Annotated in this window: 20 protein-coding genes and 1 pseudogene; 18 read left to right on the top strand and 3 right to left on the bottom strand. The window is 42.4% G+C overall.

Annotated features, from left to right (window positions below):
• From ABUA34_RS10850 to ABUA34_RS10785, 14 genes are all read left to right on the top strand, one after another.
• Nucleotides 1-1,849, top strand: a 1,849-nt coding sequence (locus tag ABUA34_RS10850; protein WP_349823289.1) for a heavy metal translocating P-type ATPase, incomplete at its 5' end; no start/stop codon positions are given.
• An 11-nt stretch (nt 1,850-1,860) separates the two neighbouring features.
• On the top strand, nt 1,861-2,226 hold the full coding sequence (locus tag ABUA34_RS10845) for an ArsR/SmtB family transcription factor (protein ID WP_022216672.1): 366 nt from the start codon (nt 1,861-1,863) through the stop codon (nt 2,224-2,226).
• Nucleotides 2,227-2,411: 185 nt separating this feature from the next.
• On the top strand, nt 2,412-2,786 hold the full coding sequence (locus ABUA34_RS10840; RefSeq protein ID WP_015533828.1) for a GntR family transcriptional regulator: 375 nt from the start codon (nt 2,412-2,414) through the stop codon (nt 2,784-2,786).
• 82 nt (nt 2,787-2,868) lie between these two features.
• Entirely contained in the window at nt 2,869-3,786 is a 918-nt protein-coding gene (locus ABUA34_RS10835) for an ATP-binding cassette domain-containing protein (protein WP_238051478.1), read from the top strand.
• Nucleotides 3,787-3,827: 41 nt separating this feature from the next.
• Nucleotides 3,828-4,481, top strand: a complete 654-nt coding sequence (locus ABUA34_RS10830) for a hypothetical protein (protein WP_173796043.1) — start codon at nt 3,828-3,830, stop codon at nt 4,479-4,481.
• 92 nt (nt 4,482-4,573) lie between these two features.
• Entirely contained in the window at nt 4,574-5,233 is a 660-nt protein-coding gene (locus tag ABUA34_RS10825) for a hypothetical protein (RefSeq protein WP_349823288.1), read from the top strand.
• A gap of 267 nt (nt 5,234-5,500) precedes the next feature.
• Complete coding sequence (locus ABUA34_RS10820; protein WP_173796045.1) at nt 5,501-6,184, top strand: YjjG family noncanonical pyrimidine nucleotidase; 684 nt, start codon at nt 5,501-5,503, stop codon at nt 6,182-6,184.
• 104 nt (nt 6,185-6,288) lie between these two features.
• Nucleotides 6,289-7,158, top strand: a complete 870-nt coding sequence (gene metF, locus ABUA34_RS10815; RefSeq protein ID WP_015533832.1) for a methylenetetrahydrofolate reductase [NAD(P)H] — start codon at nt 6,289-6,291, stop codon at nt 7,156-7,158.
• Between the two features lie 78 nt (nt 7,159-7,236).
• A complete protein-coding gene (locus tag ABUA34_RS10810) occupies nt 7,237-9,267 on the top strand; it encodes a glycosyltransferase (protein ID WP_349823287.1) in 2,031 nt (676 codons plus the stop codon).
• Nucleotides 9,268-9,294: 27 nt separating this feature from the next.
• The gene (locus ABUA34_RS10805) at nt 9,295-9,732 is read left to right on the top strand and encodes a GatB/YqeY domain-containing protein (RefSeq protein WP_015533834.1); all 438 of its coding nucleotides are present in this window, start codon (nt 9,295-9,297) and stop codon (nt 9,730-9,732) included.
• Nucleotides 9,733-9,745: 13 nt separating this feature from the next.
• Complete coding sequence (locus ABUA34_RS10800; RefSeq protein ID WP_055146459.1) at nt 9,746-10,306, top strand: NUDIX hydrolase; 561 nt, start codon at nt 9,746-9,748, stop codon at nt 10,304-10,306.
• Between the two features lie 28 nt (nt 10,307-10,334).
• Entirely contained in the window at nt 10,335-10,721 is a 387-nt protein-coding gene (locus ABUA34_RS10795) for a hypothetical protein (RefSeq protein ID WP_022216679.1), read from the top strand.
• Nucleotides 10,722-10,748: 27 nt separating this feature from the next.
• The gene (locus ABUA34_RS10790) at nt 10,749-11,612 is read left to right on the top strand and encodes a DUF6020 family protein (protein ID WP_173796048.1); all 864 of its coding nucleotides are present in this window, start codon (nt 10,749-10,751) and stop codon (nt 11,610-11,612) included.
• Nucleotides 11,609-12,619, top strand: a complete 1,011-nt coding sequence (locus ABUA34_RS10785) for a DUF6020 family protein (RefSeq protein ID WP_173796049.1) — start codon at nt 11,609-11,611, stop codon at nt 12,617-12,619. The genes ABUA34_RS10790 and ABUA34_RS10785 overlap by 4 nt, the downstream gene beginning before the upstream one ends.
• Nucleotides 12,620-12,679: 60 nt before the next feature.
• Here ABUA34_RS10785 and ABUA34_RS10780 read toward each other — a convergent pair whose 3' ends face one another.
• From ABUA34_RS10780 to ABUA34_RS10770, 3 genes are all read right to left on the bottom strand, one after another.
• Nucleotides 12,680-13,720 (bottom strand): acyltransferase family protein, encoded by a 1,041-nt coding sequence (locus ABUA34_RS10780; protein WP_173796050.1) that lies wholly within the window; start codon nt 13,718-13,720, stop codon nt 12,680-12,682.
• Between the two features lie 273 nt (nt 13,721-13,993).
• The gene (locus ABUA34_RS10775; protein ID WP_349823286.1) at nt 13,994-14,896 is read right to left on the bottom strand and encodes an IS110 family RNA-guided transposase; all 903 of its coding nucleotides are present in this window, start codon (nt 14,894-14,896) and stop codon (nt 13,994-13,996) included.
• 20 nt (nt 14,897-14,916) lie between these two features.
• Nucleotides 14,917-15,165 (bottom strand): IS110 family transposase, encoded by a 249-nt coding sequence (locus ABUA34_RS10770; RefSeq protein WP_349823285.1) that lies wholly within the window; start codon nt 15,163-15,165, stop codon nt 14,917-14,919.
• A gap of 276 nt (nt 15,166-15,441) precedes the next feature.
• On the opposite strand from ABUA34_RS10770, the pseudogene ABUA34_RS10765 reads away from it, so the two are divergent.
• The 4 genes and pseudogenes from ABUA34_RS10765 to ABUA34_RS10750 form a co-directional block, all read left to right on the top strand.
• A pseudogene (locus ABUA34_RS10765) lies at nt 15,442-16,376 on the top strand (glycosyltransferase family 2 protein).
• 25 nt (nt 16,377-16,401) lie between these two features.
• Entirely contained in the window at nt 16,402-16,749 is a 348-nt protein-coding gene (locus ABUA34_RS10760) for a DMT family transporter (RefSeq protein ID WP_173796051.1), read from the top strand.
• Nucleotides 16,743-17,075: an EamA family transporter gene (locus tag ABUA34_RS10755; protein WP_330369830.1), complete on the top strand. Its 333-nt coding sequence runs from the start codon at nt 16,743-16,745 to the stop codon at nt 17,073-17,075. The genes ABUA34_RS10760 and ABUA34_RS10755 overlap by 7 nt, the downstream gene beginning before the upstream one ends.
• A gap of 64 nt (nt 17,076-17,139) precedes the next feature.
• On the top strand, nt 17,140-17,905 hold a 766-nt coding region (locus tag ABUA34_RS10750; protein ID WP_349823284.1), incomplete at its 3' end, for a cysteine-rich small domain-containing protein.

The following is a 17,905-nucleotide window of genomic DNA, read 5'->3' as shown; positions in this document are numbered from 1 at the left end:
GGCTGTCACATTCACAGTTCTTGAAAAGACCGGAACTGTAGATCTTGAAAATCCGTCGATCATGTGGAGATGTATAGAGATCGTGGCGTACCTGATTCCATATCTCATCATCGGTTACGATATACTTAAGAAGGCGTTTCTCGGAATCATACACGGAGAAGTATTTGACGAGAATTTCCTCATGGCTATAGCCACTGTAGGTGCCATGGTGCTCGGTGAGTACAAGGAGGCGTCAGCGGTTATGCTGTTCTACCAGATAGGCGAGCTGTTCCAGAGCTACGCCGTAGGCAAGAGCAGGAAGAATATCACAGCACTCATGGATATCCGTCCGGATTATGCCAACATAGAGAAGGATGGCAAGCTGGAACAGGTTGATCCGGATGACGTTCAGATCGGAACAGTCATAGTTGTACAGCCGGGCGAGAAGGTGCCTATCGATGGTAAGGTTGTGGAGGGCTCATCCTCACTCAACACAAGTGCCCTCACAGGTGAGAGCGTACCTAGAGAGGTTCATGTCGGCGATGAGATCATCAGTGGATGTGTCAACCTCACAGGACTTATCAAGATCGAGACATCCAAGGAATTTGGAGAGTCAACTGTATCAAAGATCCTTGATCTCGTTGAGAACTCAAGCATGAAGAAGTCCAGATCAGAGAACTTCATCACAAGATTTGCAAAGTATTATACACCGGCTGTATGTATAGCGGCACTTGCGCTTGCAGTGCTTCCGCCATTGGTAAACATTATCATGGGTAATCCTGCAGCATGGTCCAAGTGGATCATCAGAGCACTGACAACACTTGTTATAAGCTGTCCATGTGCACTGGTAATATCCATTCCACTGAGCTTCTTTGGAGGAATCGGCGGAGCTTCGGCAAAGGGTATTCTGGTCAAGGGTTCCAACTATCTTGAGGCTCTCTCATACACAAAGTATGTCGTGTGCGATAAGACAGGAACACTCACAAAGGGTGTGTTCCAGGTTACAGAGATACATCCTGAGGGAGGAATGAGCGAAGCTGATCTTCTTGAAAAGGCAGCGCTGGTCGAGAGCTATTCCAACCATCCTATCAGCAAGAGCCTGAAGGAGGCATATGGCAAGGAAATCGACAACAACAGGGTCACAGACGCAAAGGAGATCAGCGGACACGGTGTGTCAGCGGTTGTTGATGGTCATGAGGTTGCCGCAGGAAATGTCAAGCTCATGAAGCAGATGAACATACAGGCAGCGGTTCCTACATCGGTTGGAACAGAGATACATGTTGTCGTGGATGGAAAGTATGCAGGATATATTCTCATATCAGATGTTGTCAAGCCAAATGCAAAGGAGGCTATAAGTGGTCTCAAGGCAGCAGGCGTGGAGAAGGTAGTTATGCTCACAGGTGATGCGAAGAAGGTTGCAGATGCAGTCGGAAGCGAGCTTGGCGTGGATGAGGTGAGAAGTGAACTTCTCCCTGGAGACAAGGTGGATGAGGTCGAGAAGCTCATCGCAGCCAAGGGAGAGAAGGAGAAGCTTGCATTTGTCGGAGATGGAATCAATGACGCCCCTGTACTTTCGAGAGCAGATATAGGAATCGCCATGGGAGCCCTTGGTTCCGATGCAGCTATCGAAGCTGCGGATATCGTGCTCATGGATGATGATCCTGCAAAGATAGCGACAGCCATGAAGATATCCAAGAAGACACTCAGGATCGTACACCAGAACATAGTATTTGCACTTGTGATCAAGTTTGCATGCCTTGCACTGGGCGCAGTTGGATTTGTCAACATGTGGTGGGCAATATTCGCAGATGTAGGAGTTATGATCCTTGCGGTATTAAATGCGACAAGAGCACTGAGCTTCAAAGAATAGGAGGAGACCGCATGGGAGAGATACATTTGCCGCATTGTCACTGCGACAATGAGAACAAGATCATAAAATGCATGCCGTCTGTGGAAGATTGTAGCAGCATGGCAGATATATTCAAACAGCTCAGCGATGGCACAAGGCTCAGGATACTCTGGATGCTGTGCCACCTCGAGGAATGTGTCAGCAACATAGCGGCGGCCATGGAGATGAGTGATCCGGCCGTATCGCACCACCTGAAGCAGCTCAAGGGCAGCGGCCTGATCGTGAGCCGCAGAGAGGGCAAGGAGGTATATTACAAGCTGGCGGACACGGAGACAGCCAGACTTGTACACAAGGTGTGTGAGGAGATGTTCCAGATAACATGCCCGCTTGAACAATAGAATAATATGACAGATAAATCCCCGCCGGTACCGAACAGATCAGTGCCGGCGGGGATTTTTTGCGTGGACAAGGAGATGAAGATATTATTATTTTAGGGTTTAGAGTAAAAAGTTGTTGACACATATCTGTACATAGTGTATATATAACATATAAACAGTTGAGAACAGTTTAAGGAGGTGTACATATGAGACTTTCTCAGAACTCAGGAGTGCCTATATATCAGCAGATAGCAGACAGCTTCAAGTCGGACATTCTGGCGGGCAAATATGCCCAGGGCGAATATCTGCCGTCTATCAGGGGGCTGGCACGGGATCTGAAGATAAGTGTTATCACCACCATGAAAGCTTATGAGCTGCTGGAGCAGGAAGGTCTGGTCACGGCTGAACAGGGCAAGGGCTTTTATGTGAATGCACAGGACAGTGAGATGCTGATAGAGCAGCATCTTCGAAAGGTAGAGGCATCTTTGACGGAGGCCATAGCTGCGGCACGTATTGCGGGGTTGTCGGACGATGAGCTCAAGAACATGCTTGATGCTCTGCTGATGGTGGAGGACCGATGATTTGACAGGCAGAGAACAAAGTGGACAGAGAATAGGGAAAAAGAAAGACATGAAGAGAGTTTAAGGTTTAATGGAGGATTGGATGATGAATTATGACTGCGCTGTAAAAGGGGAGAATATTTCCAAAAAGTTTAAGACATTTACATTGGATATACCTGATTTGAGGGTGCCAAAGGGATTTGCGACAGCACTCATCGGAGAAAATGGAGCGGGAAAGACGACACTTCTCAATATGCTTTCAGGAATAAGGCTTGATTACAAAGGTGAGCTGACTTTCTTTGACAAGTATTCATCGGAGGAGAAGGAGAGAAGGGCGGATGTAAAGAACAGGATAGGCTATACGGGAACAGGCAGATATTACCTTCCACAGTGGACTGTATCTGATGTGGAGGAGATAAGCAGTCTGCTCTTTGACAATTTTGACAGGGACGAGTTCGAAAGATATTGCCGAGAACTTGCGATATTTCCTGATTCCCCGGACGGTGTTGCTCTGAAGAAAAAGTGTTCAGCACTCTCTGATGGAACCAGAACTAAGCTGATGCTTGCCGGGGTTATGGCGAGGGATACAGACCTGCTGCTGCTCGATGAGCCGGCATCGCCTCTTGATCCTCTTATGCGAGACAAGCTGTGTCAGATGATCGGCGATTATATAAGCGACGGAGCGGGGGAGAAGAGTGTATTGTTCTCAACACACAATATATCCGATATGGAGAGTATCACTGATTATGCGATCATCATGGAACATGGAAATGTGGTAGAGTGCGGATTTGTGGAGGACCTGAAGGAGAAATACATACTGATAAAGGGAGATGCCCAGGATGCGGAGGCGGCATCAAAGATCCTTTATACCATGACTAAGAATCCTTATGGCTTTGAGGGAATCTGTCTTGCAGAGAATCTGGACAAGCTTGCAGGCATGAATGTGAGCAAGGAGATACCATCGCTGTTTCAGATAAGTGTGGCGGTCATGAAGAATAATACAAAAATGGTATTAAAGTAAAAACTGCTTAGAGTGTTTCACGTATTTATAGGAGCGTAATTATGAGGATGATAAAGGATTACAGAGCCATTACGAATGGAAAATACCGGCTAGTGTGTAATGTGTTGATACCGATCATACTGGGGGTGATACTGGCATTGATCGATATAGGAGTGAGAAAATATTATGTAACAGCGGTCATGCTCGGTGTGGGAGCGGCGCTCATGACTGCGATCGAGGTTATGGCTGATTATTGGGGATTCGGTGCAATATGTGTGAAGGGCTGTCTTGGAATGGATTATCTGAAGACGTCAACAAAGGGGAAAGCCATGTTACGGAATGCGCTTACGGCGGATCTGCTTGTCCGACCGGCGAGGATCGCGATATGCATGGTGATAGTGGCCGTACCATATGAAATTATGGTGGGTAACCCGGTAAGACTGCTTTGCCTGTCGATACTGCTCACAGCAGATATTTCCGTGTGGGCGTTGAACATTACGAGATATGTCCAGAATGTTCAGGTCATGAGTCTGCTGTCCATGCTGTCATCAGGAGCATCGGGAGCTACGGTTATATATATAACGATATCTTCGGGATTGCAGAAGTTTACATGGTTCATAGTTGCAGCACTGGCGGTATTGCTGCCGGTTGGAATATATGTGACGCGCAGACATATGTACCGTAAGGTTGAGGCGTCTTATCTGGATATGGATTAACAGATTGTTGTTCAAGGCTGGAAACGGCTTAGACTATCCGCCCCGCCTGCCGGCGGGAGGAATGATATATATTAGACAAGGAGGATTAAGGGATGAAAGATTTGATACTTGGTTTTAAACTTCTCAGATATGGATATAAGTTAAAGACAAATGTGATGATGCTTATTTTGTTCACTGCAATAGGGTTTGTGGTCGAACTGTCATCACACGGAACGAATATTCTTGGCGGTTTCTATTTTATGCTGCCTGGAATGTTTGCCTACCAGATGATAATATACATGAATGCATCGGACTATGTGCAGTCAAGCGTGATGAAAAGAAAACTGGAGGTGGGAATGCCAGTGATCGTCAGCACAGTTGTGTATCTTGTACTTTTCACAATACTTGTTGCGGAGAAATATATACTTATCAGAATGTATCCGGAGAATACAGAAAACTATCAGGATACATTGTTTATGATCATATTTATATTGTTCGGAGCTATGATATTCTGCGGTGTATGTTACAAATATTTTGTGGCAAGCTTTATTGTGTTTATGTTGGTGATAATATCCTGCATGTCGACAATCAGTTCCTGGCTGTGTCACCATCATATATCAGAGGTTATAAGCCTTGGGCTTGTAAAACTTGCTGCCCTTGGATATGCGGCCATCCTTTTGGGTGGTGTTATAGAGTATTTGATCAGTTCACTTCTCTACAGAAAACAGTTGTCAGAGTATGCAATGAGCGGACTCAGCAAGAGCATGAAGTAAATGAAAATACAACTAAACTTAATAAAATAGACGGAACAGAGCCGGTTGCGGATCGTGCAGGATTGCCGAAGAGAGGGCGGTCACAGCAGAAGATTTGTAACCGGCTCTATTGCTATTATCAGGTGAGTGGAATATAATATTTAAGAATGTGCGCACTGGAAAAATCCGGCAGCTGCGCATAAGAGTAATGTATAAAATACAGAACCATAACGGCAGACATTGATAAGTCAGCATATGAATTTGAAAAGAAAGATATAAGGAAGTTATATGGTACAGAACATATTGTTTGATCTGGATGAGACACTGCTGGACTTCAAGCGCAGCGAGAGCAGAGCGCTCTCCAATATGCTCAGGCATATAGGGGTGGAGCCTACAGAAAAGGTCATATCCAGATACAGCGAGATCAACAAATCGAGATGGAAACTGCTTGAACAGGGACTGCTCACAAGGCAGCAGGTGAAGGAGAGCAGATATAAGATACTTTTTGCAGAGTTGGGAGTTGAATACTCTGCTGCAGAGGCGACAGCCTACTATGAGGATCAGCTCAGCCAGAAGGGATTTGTATTCCCTGATACGATAAAGCTGCTTGAAACCTTGCACGGAAGATACAGAATGTACATTGTGTCAAATGGCGGCTCAAATGTACAGAGCGGACGACTTGCGGACAGCGGTATAGGCAAGTATTTTGAGGATATATTCATATCTGAGGATGCTGGAGCAGAGAAACCGTCCAGAGAATTCTTTGATTATTGTTTTGGCAGGAGACCAGAGATAAAGGCAGATGAGACTGTGATCATAGGAGACAGTCTGACATCAGATATTCAGGGCGGAATAAATGCTGGGATAAGGACGATATGGTTCAATCCGGATGGGCAGCAGGCGGCGGATATACATCCGGACTATGAGGTGAAAACACTTATGGATATTCCGGCGCTGCTTGAAGAGCTGTAAGCAAAAAAACAAAATTATTTATCGGAACCGGATACAAATGAGTCCGGATATAAATGAGTCCAGATTGAAATAAACAGTAATAGACAAATATACAGAGGTAGTACATGAAGATAAGAGATTTGATCACACAGGATAAGGCGACACTCTCATTTGAGGTGTTCCCGCCAAAGAAGGATACAGACTTTGCGGATGTTGAGGCAGCGGCGCTTGGTATAGCGGCATTTAAGCCGGATTACATGAGCGTTACATATGGTGCCGGGGGAAGCACCAAGGGACATACGATCCAGCTTGCCCAGGAGATCCAGGAGAAGTACGACGTGCCGACCATAGCACATCTGACATGCGTGTGTGCCAGCAAAGAGGGCATCAAGACTGCGCTTGCTGACATGAAGAATGCCGGTATAGAGAATATACTTGCTCTCCGCGGCGATATACCGAAGAACTATGATGGACAGGTATTTGCAGAGTTCTCACATGCATCAGAGCTGGTGGAGCTCATCAAGGAGACAGGAGATTTCTGCGTGGGCGGAGCATGTTACCCTGAGGTACACCCAGACTCGGCAAATAAGCACGAAGACATAATTGGGCTTAAGAAAAAGGTCGATGCTGGATGTGATTATCTCACGACCCAGATGTTCTTCGACAACAACATATTCTTTAATTTCATGTACAGAATCAGAGAGGCGGGAATATCAGTGCCGATCATACCGGGTATTATGCCTATAACAAGAAGAGTACAGGTCAAGAATGCTGTCAAGCTCTCAGGTTGTAACGTGCCGGAGAGATTCAAGAGCATAGTCGATGCATTTGGCGATACTGAGGCTGCGATGAGGCAGGCGGGAATTGCATATGCCACAGACCAGATCATAGATCTCATGGCAAATGGAGTGAAGCATATACATGTGTATTCCATGAATAAGCCTGAGGTTGCGGCAGGAATACAGAAGAATCTATCGGAAATACTTAAGATATAAAATTTATTGACAGACCTAGAGTCGGGACATCATGAGGGACAGCAATAGGATGGTGTTCAATGAAAGGAGTATCGGGTTATGAAACCGGTTATATCAGTGATTTTTACAGCCGGAAGCGGTGTGGAGACATGCCGGACAAAGCTGGCTGGCCAGACATTTAAGGAGTACGAGATAATAGAAGCGGACAGATTTGCGGGAATTGAGCGCGCGCATGGAGAATATATACTGTTCGTGGATGGCTCGGAGGTTTATCCGGAGAACATGCTGGAGAAGCTGCATGACGCCGCAGAGCAGAGCGGGGCGGACATGGTGATTTCGAACTGCGAGCTTATAGACAGTGACGGTGGGAAGACCTTCGGAAGAGGTATACATTTTGAGTGGGTTCACGGCGGAAAGCAGGTGTTTAACTGGAAGGACTGCCGTGGCAGGATCATGAATGTGGTACGACCATTAGTTGGCAATAAACTCTACAGAAAGCAGTTCATAATAGATGCAGGACTGGGCATCGCAGGTTGTGACAGCGAAGCGATATATTCGGCAATTGGAGCTGTAGCGGCGGAGAAGATAGCATATATAAGCAATCTGACATTTTCAAGGAATGTTGTTCCTGAGAGTGAGGCTGAGAAGCTGCCGGATGTTCCGAAGACCGTTGACTGTGTGACGGAGCATGTGAAGGGTATGGCAGACAGGACTGATCTGTGGAATGCTGTTATGTACTTTGCCATACGTCAGTATGTGGACAATTATGAGAAGTATTGCAGAGAACTGGATTCTGCAGAGAGAATAGAGTTTTACGAGAAAGCGCACAGCGTATTTAACAGTGAGATATTTGACGGATTGACAGAGAAGGGACTCAATGATGACAAGTTATTCCGCAAATATTCCATCATAAAGAAACATGATTCATCGGAGCTGAAAAAGCTCAAGACGAGAAGGATAATAGTGTCGCTCACGTCCTATCCCGCCAGAATTGCGGGCATAGCACAGATGCTTGAGTCGATATATTCACAGACCAGAAAGGCAGATAAGATCGTTCTGTGGCTGGCGGAGGAGCAGTTCCCTAATAAGGATGACGATCTCCCGGATGATCTCAGAAAGCTGCAGTTTGAGGATAAGCTGGAGGTCAGATGGTGTGATGATCTGAAGCCGCACAAGAAGTATTTCTATGCGCTGCAGGAGTTCACGGACGACGTGGTCGTGACGATAGATGACGATCTGCAATATCCTCCATACATGCTTGAGAATCTGTATATGTCATATTTACAGTATCCAGAGGCGGTATCCGCTGTGAGGACACACTGGATGGTCATTTCGGATAAAGGGCAGCTTATTCCGTACAGGTATTGGATGAAGGAGACGGTTGCCTGTCTGTACAGACCAAAGATGCAGTTATTTGCAACCGGGGGCGCAGGAACTTTATATCCACCAGGAATTTATGATGATAAGTGGTTCGACAAAGACAAGATGGTGGAGATGTGCCTGTGGGCGGATGACATCTGGCTTAAGCTAATAGAGATCATGTCAGGAGTTCCGGTTGTGGCGGCTATGCCATGTGAGGATCTTCGGTACTTACCGGGCTCACAGGAAATAGGCCTTTACCATAAGAATGTGGACGCCGACCAGAATGACGTTCAGTTACAGAAGATAGAGAAATGGCTTAAACCTGAATATGGAGATAATGCACTTGCGAAGAAGATTCTTGAATATGATGGAGAGCCGGTAGAGGATGCACTGATTAGGGTATGTGAATGTCATGAAAAAGAACGCAGAGAATTGAGGGATGAGATTGGTAGAAATTCCAGACAATTAAAGAAACGCATTGAAGAAAATGAGCGTGCCTACAGGGAAAAGTCAGAGATAAATGCCAAGCTTCAAAGAACATACAAGGAAAAGTCGGAGATAAATGCAAAACTACAGCAGACATATAAGGAAAAGGCTGACAGGGGTATCCGGATAAAAGAACTTGAGAAGGAGAAATCTGATCTTCAGGCAAAACTTGGAGAACTTCAGACAGAAAAAGCAGATATTCAGAAGAAATTGGAACAGCTTCAGGCAGAGAATGTTGTTTTGCAAAAGCAGCGTTCAATATGGTATAAAATAAAAAAGTGATAAAAATAAAGAAAGAAGGAAATAAAAATGACACTTGAGAAGTTACAGAAGGATATGATAGCAGCAATGAAGGCAAGGGATAAGGAGAGAAAGGACAGCATCTCATCCCTCGTATCAGCAGTTAAGAAGGTCGGAATCGATAACGGCTGCAGAGACAACATTCCTGAGGATATAGTTGATAGTGTTATCCTCAAGGAGATCAAGTCTGTAAAAGAGCAGATCGATACCTGCCCTGCAGACAGAACAGATCTTCTGGAGCAGTACAAGGCAAGATATGATGTGTTCAACGAGTATGCGCCAAAGCTTCTGTCAGAGGATGAGGTGAGAGATATCCTCACAACAAAATTTGCAGATGTGATAGCAACAAAGAATAAAGGCCAGATCATGAAGGCTGTCATGGCTGAACTCAAGGGCAAGGCAGACGGCAAGGTCATCAATCAGGTTGTGGCAGAGCTTTGCAAGTAGAGGAGAAAGTGTTTTGAAATTTGTAGGAATTGAAAAGAAAGAACAGGGAAAGTTCATCACACGATACGATGTTCAGTACGAGACTGTAGACGGAATAGTTAAGAACTATGAGATGATAAGCAGGAATGGAGAAATCACCGATTTCGAGGGACTTCATGGCAAGGCAGCAGATGCGGTGGTCATCATCGCCACAGACGAGGCAGATGAGAGGATCCTTATAGATAAGGAGTTCAGACTTGCTCCGGGTGAATGGGTATATAATTTCCCTGCCGGACTCATAGATCCGGGGGAGACTCCTGAGGTCAGTGCTAGACGTGAGCTTATGGAGGAAACGGGACTTGAGCTGTACGAGATCAGTGACACAATAGGGACAAGCTACAGTGCTGTAGGATTTTCAAATGAGACAAATATGTGTGTTGTAGGCAAGGCGAGAGGCGAGTTCAAGCCGAGCACTTCAACTCTGGAGGAGATCACTCCAGGATGGTACACAAAGGCAGAGGTAAGAGAACTGCTCAAGACTGAGAAGTTTGCAGCCAGAACACAGGCCTTCTGTTATGTGTGGAGCAGACAGTGATATGAGAATGAAAAAGGAGAAATAATCTATGGAAAAATTACCTGGAAAGGGAATGGTGACGGCATCGTCGCTCATCATGCTCATATGGGGGCTTGTAAATGCCGGATATTATGACATTGCAAAACTTGTGCTTGCAGATGAGCCATCGACAAAGGCTGTCGTATGTGGCGTTGTGGCCGGAATAGCATCGCTTGCAGCCATAATAGGCGGTATATTTGGAATAGCCGGAAGCAACAAGGTTGCAAAGGCGTCTGCCATAGTTGTATGGGCAGCATTTCTGGCGATACTTGCGATAATAAGCGGTATAGTGACACTGGTGTCCGGTGACAGCAAGCTTATAGCCGTTGTCATGATGATCGTTGGAATAGTTGTTCCGGTTGTCATGTTTATGGGGGCCGCTAAGAATAGAGCGTAGAAAATGTTAATGAAGAGGGAGACGCAAATGGATAAAAGGAAAACGACATTTCAAAGTAGCTGGCAGTATGTATTAGAGACAGTTTTATTGTCAACAATTGTTACATTTGCATTGTTGATCTCAAAAACTACTATTAGCTGGAAAGAACTCGATATAGGAACAGAAGAGGAGATTATTTCCAAGGCTCTCGCATGGTACCAAAACAGTATGAAGTATGACATGCTTGTGATTGACATGGTGTGGGCTTTGTTGTGTGCTTTTTTCTGGAAAGTAAAGAAACAGATTCGTTCAGAGACAGTGGCACGTAAGTGGATATACATAGTCACATCCATAATACTTGCAATATTTATGATCATTGGAGACAGCTTTAAATCGAATGGAGATTTATCGTTTGTATATTATAGTAAGTTTTATGCACTGGTTTCCATGGCAGTATTTGCCGGATATGCATTATTGATATACTATTTTATGTTCATGATCGGAGCAGGGGTAGAGAAATATAGGGCAAAAGAGCAATCATTAAAATGCGATAGAAGAAGGTTGCAATTGTATATGTTTGGAGGCTTGATATTAGCATGGCTGCCATATATAATTGCATATTTCCCTGGCTCCGTTACAACTGATGCTATGAACCAGATAAATCAGGCTTTGGGACAGTATCCATTTTCTAATCACCATCCGGTCGTTTCTTCATTGTTTATGGGGCTTTTGATAAGATTGGGAAGAATCTTCTCAAATGATTATCTTGGAATATTTCTGATGATGCTTTTTGAAGTAGTGTTTACGGGATTTGTGTTTACAAAGCTGATTATATACATTCATGATATATCCCAAAAGAACATGGCGACAGCAATTATGTATATCTTGCATTGTATCCAACATGGGGGATGATGGTACAGTCGGTATTAAAGGATACCATGTTTACAGCAATATTTGTTGCATATTTTATATATTATATAAAACTGATAATGAATCCGGAAGAATTCTGGAGCAATAAGTGGAATATTGTGTGGAGCACCATCAGTATGCTTGCTGTTTGTTTCTGGAGAAATAATGGAATTTATGTAGTGCTTATATCTGCATTGTTGTTATTATGTGAAAAGATACTCAGAAAGCGGTGGATAAGAATAATTGTACAGTTGGCTTTTGTCTGTATCGTCTATTTTGTCGCTGTAAAATTAATATATCCTGCATGCGGTATTTTACCTGGAAGTAGTCGAGAGATTCTGTCAATACCATTTCAGCAGACTGCGAGATATGTTCGTGAATATTCGGACGAGGTGACGGAGAGTGAGAAAAAAAGTATCTCGGGAGTCCTTGAATATGATACGATAGCTGAGAAATATAATCCCGATATATCTGATTATGTAAAAAAGACATTTAAAGAGAAAGCTTCAGATGAGGATATATTATCGTATTTCAAGACTTGGTTAAGCATGTTTGCAAAGCATCCTGTGGTTTATTTTGAAGCTACCCTTAATAATACGTATAACTATTATTATTTCAATGATCCAACTAATTTTATGTTGGAATATCAGAATTATACGAAGTATGATATGAACAGATCGTTGAATATAGATGAAAATACAGTTTTTTGTGATGGATTCAAGAAAAGTATATTGAGATGGACTGATATAGTGAAAGATATGCCTATATTGAATTTGTTGAACAGGTGTGGAATTTATACATGGATCATTATTATAGTTACAGCTCTTTTGTGGAGAAAAAAAGAATATAAAAAGATATTGGTCAGTGCGCCGCTTTATTTGAGTATTCTTGTGTGTATAGCATCTCCGGTAAATGGATTGCAGAGATATGCATGGGTGATAATGCTTGGAAGCCTTTTATATATGGCATTGTTGTTATCGCCTGAAGCTGAAGAGGCGGATAATGATTAAGAAAACAAAAAACTGCTTGCCGTTTTCGGACGGCAAGCAGTTTTTTTAATTGATAAGTAGTTATACAATGTGTATTTTCCTGGTTATGTAGCCAAGTGGTTTTGCTCTAAGCAGTGAACAGAATAAAACAGGAACAACCATACCGACAATGGTATAAATAATCCACCATCCATTGCCGACAACGTACACAGGGTAATGAGAAAGTAATTCATCCCAGGTGATAGGGTTGTGCCATTTGTACATTTGTAATAAGATGACAAGTCTGAATGCTACAAACTGCCATATCAGTATATCTAGGCTGTTTCTTCCAAAGAACGTTCCAATATTTTTGATATATTCCAATACATGTATCTTTTTACATAACATATCAATCCATCTGCAAAAATACAGAAGCGCATATGATGCTCCAACTGCACCTACGACGAAAAGAAGCGGATACCTGTATTGATTTGCACCCATATTAGCAGAGTTGTATTTGCCTATTATTAAGAAGATTAAAGCAGAGACTATGGCAAGAGCACAACAATCAACAGACTTAAAGTTTTCTATATATGTTTTTACAAAAACTCCAAATCCGAAAAACATGCTCAGAACAAGAACTCTGGATAACATGTGGTCGAATGTTATTGTAAATCCGGTTATTCCGGCTGTTACAGAGAGCAATAGCATTACAAAAGGTTTGAACTTTGAATTTTTGATATAAGTATCAATGAGTTTGTATATTATGGATGTCAGAAATAAAGCGCCGAGAAACCATGTAGCACCAAGAAACTGACCATCTTTTTCAATTGTAAGTAAGACTTTGAAATCCATGTTGAGTATTGTTTTAATATCAACACCATGAATATATGATTTTATGGTGATGAACAAACAATTCCAAAAAACAAAAGGAATATACAGGCTGGTTATTTTACCTTTGATAAATTGTTTTAGTGGCTTGCTGGAACTATACAAGAGACCTGATATGATGAAAAAGAAAGGCATATGCATTTGATACATATAACTGCTGTAAGGACCTCTTGCATGCGCCCATACAACGAGAAGTATACCAATCCCCTTTGCCAGATCCAGATAATCAATCCTTTTTTTCTGAGTTTCCATTTATAAATCCCCCTATTTATCCTATATTAAAGGAATATATAACAAAAATGTAGTATTTTCAATATTTTTGTAGTATACTCAACCCGGTATTGACAAATATTGAGAGTTATATAAAAGAGTCCAGTTATTAATATCGGAGGAGACCAGCTATGAAAAGTCAACCATAAATTAGCAAAAAAATCCTTTTTCATATCGGTGGTAAAAAAGGGTAACTTTAATAGAGCTCCCTTAGGGTGTTTTTTCAAAATCTATCGATATTGGTATACAGACCTCTTATTCGAGGTTAAATTCTACTTCGTCAGTGAGCATCTTCCAGATGGCTCTGACAAGCTTGCCGGCACAGTGCCCCAGTGCATTGTAGTGAGACCGGCCTTCAGCCCTCTTGGCATCATAATAAGCCTTGAAGGTAGCGTTGTTTCTGACAACGTTCCAAGTTGCATTTACAATGGCATATCGTAAAATACGAGAGCCACGTTTGGACATCCTTGTTGTCTTAGCCTGAAAGTTACCAGACTGATAAACAGAAGGATCCAGACCTGCAAAAGCAAGCAGCTTGTTTGGATTGGAGAAACGGTGAATATCACCTATTTCACCAAGAATCATTCCACCATTGATATAACCGATACCAGGAATGATCATGATGACAGAATCGTTGAATTTCATGATATCCGTCATCTCAGCTTCAATCTTTTCTAATTGGCTATCCAGTAACTCGATTTGTTGAATGGTTTGAGTTATCTGAATAGATATAGTGCTGTCGTTAGCACCGACAGACTTCTGTGCGAGAACTCTTAATTCTTTGGCTTGCTCTTTGGTAAAGTGTCCGTGCGAGTTCACTTTGAGCAGATTTGCCAGATGAGTCATATGCATGGAAGCAATCTCTTTTGGAGAAGGTGCTTCTTTTAAAAGAGCATAGACAGCATTCTGATGCAGACCGGATTTAAAAAAGTATTGAATTTCCGGAAAAACCTGATCAACATAGGTTGTCAGTTGGATTTTCAATCGGGTGCGTTGTTTTATGGTTTTCTGACGAAAACGCTCCAAGGCCTTAAGATCCATCATATCAAGGTCATAGAAACTGACAAATCTGAGATCATCCTGCATCATAAGAGTTTTAGCAATAATATAAGTGTCGACCTTATCTGTCTTCGTTTTGCGAATGTTATTCTTACGCATCTGACAGGTTTTGATGGGGTTCAACACACACACACTTGGTAAAACTCAGCAACAAGGTATCGAACAAGGTTGTCACCGTAGTGTGCCGTCGACTCAAGACCGATGATGATGCTGTTCCTGTCGAATGATTCGAGTTTAGAGACCAGCAGTTGGAAGCCATCAGCGTCATTTGTGAATTTGAACGGCTCAATGATTATTTCACCGTCGGAAGAAATCGCAGCGGCGAAATGGTTAAGTTTGGCAATATTAATGCCTACGTAAATTTTCATGAGGTTGTACCTCCCTTTCCTAAAGTCTGATACCATGATATCCACCATCGATTATCATCGTAGACTTGATAGAAATAAGTACTCTGAGTGAAAAACACTCCGGTAACATCCAGCTAATAAACAATTCAGATAAAGGTAGTGGCAATACACTCCAGTCGAGTAGTCAAGCTACAGAAAAAATCAAAAGTCCATAGTATCTGAATTGTATTGAACCACGATATTAAAAGAAAGGAAACGTGTGATAATTAACTTCCTAATTATCATACAAGGAGAAATATGGATAAAATAGCGGTATTAATTCCATGTTATAATGAAGAAAAGACAATCTACAAGGTCGTAACAGATTTTAAGGCGGTTTTGCCTGATGCTACAATATATGTGTACGATAATAATTCAAGTGACAAGACATCTGAACTTGCAGAAAAAGCTGGTGCAGTTGTAAGAAAAGAGTATAAGCAGGGCAAAGGAAATGTTATCAGAAGAATGTTCAGGGAGATAGATGCGGAAGTGTATATCATGGTGGATGGCGATGATACATATCCTGCTGAATGCGCATCTGAAATGGTGGATGCGGTTATAAATAAAAATGCAGACATGGTAGTTGGAGACAGATTATCCAGTACATATTTTCAGGAAAATAAAAGACCATTTCACAATTTTGGAAACAGCATAGTAAGGTGGTCTATAAACAATCTCTTTAAGACATCTATAAAGGATATAATGACGGGATACAGAGCGTTCAGCTATGAATTCGTCAAGACATATCCGGTTATGTCAAAAGGATTTGAGATTGAAACTGAGATGAGCATCCATGCTGTAGATAGAAACATGCAGGTCGAGAATGTGATCATTGAATACCGAGACAGACCTGACGGAAGTGAATCTAAGTTAAATACATACTCAGATGGTATAAAGGTGTTGCTTAAATAGTGAAGCTGTACAAGAACTATAAACCATTTGGATTTTTTACAGCCATATCACTTGTTCTTGCGCTGTGTAGTATATTATTCTTCATTCCGGTACTTTCAGCATACTTTAAAACGGGAGTTGTGGATAGATTCCCGACGCTGATCGTCTGCGGCTTTGTGATGGTAATGGCAATCCTGTTCTTTGCGGTGGGAGTACTTCTCAGTACACTTAGAAGTCAGGACAAGAGAGACTTTGAGTATAAGCTGATCCAGGTTGACCATATGAAGAAAAATTCAAAGTGATCAATATTGAACAGGAGACAATAATATGCTTGAGTCGATAAGAAAAAATAAAAAAGGTATTATTTTGATGATAATATCTTCAATATGTGCCTGTATAGGTCAGATGCTGTGGAAAATGTCTGCAGATAAAGGCCTGGGATATATGATCGTTGGTTTTGGATTTTATGGCGTTGGAGCTCTGGTGATGATAATTGCATACAGATACGGAAAATTATCTGTTTTACAACCGATGTTAAGCCTGAATTATGTTCTCAGTATAGTCCTGGCGGCTATAGTGCTTGGTGAGAAGGTCGGATTTGTAAAATGCATAGGTGTCCTTGTAATAATTGCAGGAGTAATAATGATAGCAGGAGGAGATACAGAAGAGTGCTGATATATTATTTTATACTTGTGATTATGACGCTCAGTGGAGCCATAGCTTCATTTTTTTTGAAGAAAGCATCTGCATCTGATAATCTCTTTTCTATGTTGAAAAACATTAATTTGTATATTGGTGGATGCTTGTATCTTGTATCAGCTTTGCTGAATATAGATGTATTGAGATATTTGGATTATTCGGTGGTTCTTCCTCTGACATCCATAACGTATGTATGGATAATGGTCATATCTTATTTCATATTGAAAGAAAATATTACGAAGAATAAAATTGTAGGTGTAGTTCTCATATTGATTGGGGCTGTACTTGTGTCAATGGCATAGCGTAAGACAAAAGAACGTAAGGGTAACAGCTGACGTTCTTTTTGTATATAGGAGATTAAGAATAATGAATAACAACTACAAATTTTTCCAGAACCGGGATTGCGAATTCTTCCCGTGCCATAAGGTAAAAGATGAAGATAAATTTAACTGCCTGTTCTGTTACTGCCCACTTTATTTTGATGAGAGCTGCATAGGCAGTCCTGAGTATATAGTGAATGGAAGGGGACAGAAGATAAAGGATTGCAGCTCATGTCTGGTGGTTCACAGACCGGAGATGTACGACAAAGTCATTGCTCATTTGCAGAGGCAGGAAGAGATACTGCATGTAGATTTGAGAAAGCTGAGACAGCAAATAAAGGACAGGTTGATACAGATCACGCATATAAATGACATGGAGCCTGACATGTGTGTGGAACATCAGCGGGAGGCAGAAATAGTGCTTGACCGGATCATGACGAAAAATGCTTCGGAAACCTCAGTAGAATGCCAGGTGTCAGTATTGCTGCAGCCATTTGCGGTGGAGTGCGTTCATGAGGGCTATTTTGAATTTGGCAGGAAGAGGATAAAATGCAATGTCCTTGAACAGCTTGATCTGAGCAGCGTTGAAAATGGATATCTGTATGCATTCCATGCGCCGGAGATCGACATAGAAAGTGCGGGTTCGGTTCTTGAACAGTATTACATGGAGGCATTTCAGGTGGCGTGCATGGATGTTGTCAGAGTGTGGGTGCAGGGATATCTTGAGAGAAAGAACAGTGTATATGAGAATAGGTATTGCAGCCCATCATTCGGTCCCGGATATTACGGAATGGGTATGGATACCATACATG

It is taken from the genome of Coprococcus sp. RTP21428st1_C9_RTP21428_210409, from assembly GCF_040227395.1.
Classification (GTDB): Bacteria; Bacillota; Clostridia; order Lachnospirales; family Lachnospiraceae; genus Coprococcus; species Coprococcus aceti.
This window is presented reverse-complemented; position numbering and strand designations above follow the sequence as displayed.

Coding starts and splice junctions, on each gene's coding strand:
- ABUA34_RS10845 (WP_022216672.1), top strand. CDS start 1,861: ATGGGAGAGATACATTTGCCGCATTGTCACTGCGACAATGAGAACAAG.
- ABUA34_RS10840 (WP_015533828.1), top strand. CDS start 2,412: ATGAGACTTTCTCAGAACTCAGGAGTGCCTATATATCAGCAGATAGCA.
- ABUA34_RS10835 (WP_238051478.1), top strand. CDS start 2,869: ATGATGAATTATGACTGCGCTGTAAAAGGGGAGAATATTTCCAAAAAG.
- ABUA34_RS10830 (WP_173796043.1), top strand. CDS start 3,828: ATGAGGATGATAAAGGATTACAGAGCCATTACGAATGGAAAATACCGG.
- ABUA34_RS10825 (WP_349823288.1), top strand. CDS start 4,574: ATGAAAGATTTGATACTTGGTTTTAAACTTCTCAGATATGGATATAAG.
- ABUA34_RS10820 (WP_173796045.1), top strand. CDS start 5,501: ATGGTACAGAACATATTGTTTGATCTGGATGAGACACTGCTGGACTTC.
- metF (WP_015533832.1), top strand. CDS start 6,289: ATGAAGATAAGAGATTTGATCACACAGGATAAGGCGACACTCTCATTT.
- ABUA34_RS10810 (WP_349823287.1), top strand. CDS start 7,237: ATGAAACCGGTTATATCAGTGATTTTTACAGCCGGAAGCGGTGTGGAG.
- ABUA34_RS10805 (WP_015533834.1), top strand. CDS start 9,295: ATGACACTTGAGAAGTTACAGAAGGATATGATAGCAGCAATGAAGGCA.
- ABUA34_RS10795 (WP_022216679.1), top strand. CDS start 10,335: ATGGAAAAATTACCTGGAAAGGGAATGGTGACGGCATCGTCGCTCATC.
- ABUA34_RS10790 (WP_173796048.1), top strand. CDS start 10,749: ATGGATAAAAGGAAAACGACATTTCAAAGTAGCTGGCAGTATGTATTA.
- ABUA34_RS10785 (WP_173796049.1), top strand. CDS start 11,609: ATGATGGTACAGTCGGTATTAAAGGATACCATGTTTACAGCAATATTT.
- ABUA34_RS10780 (WP_173796050.1), bottom strand. CDS start 13,720: ATGGAAACTCAGAAAAAAAGGATTGATTATCTGGATCTGGCAAAGGGG.
- ABUA34_RS10775 (WP_349823286.1), bottom strand. CDS start 14,896: ATGCGTAAGAATAACATTCGCAAAACGAAGACAGATAAGGTCGACACT.
- ABUA34_RS10770 (WP_349823285.1), bottom strand. CDS start 15,165: ATGAAAATTTACGTAGGCATTAATATTGCCAAACTTAACCATTTCGCC.
- ABUA34_RS10760 (WP_173796051.1), top strand. CDS start 16,402: ATGCTTGAGTCGATAAGAAAAAATAAAAAAGGTATTATTTTGATGATA.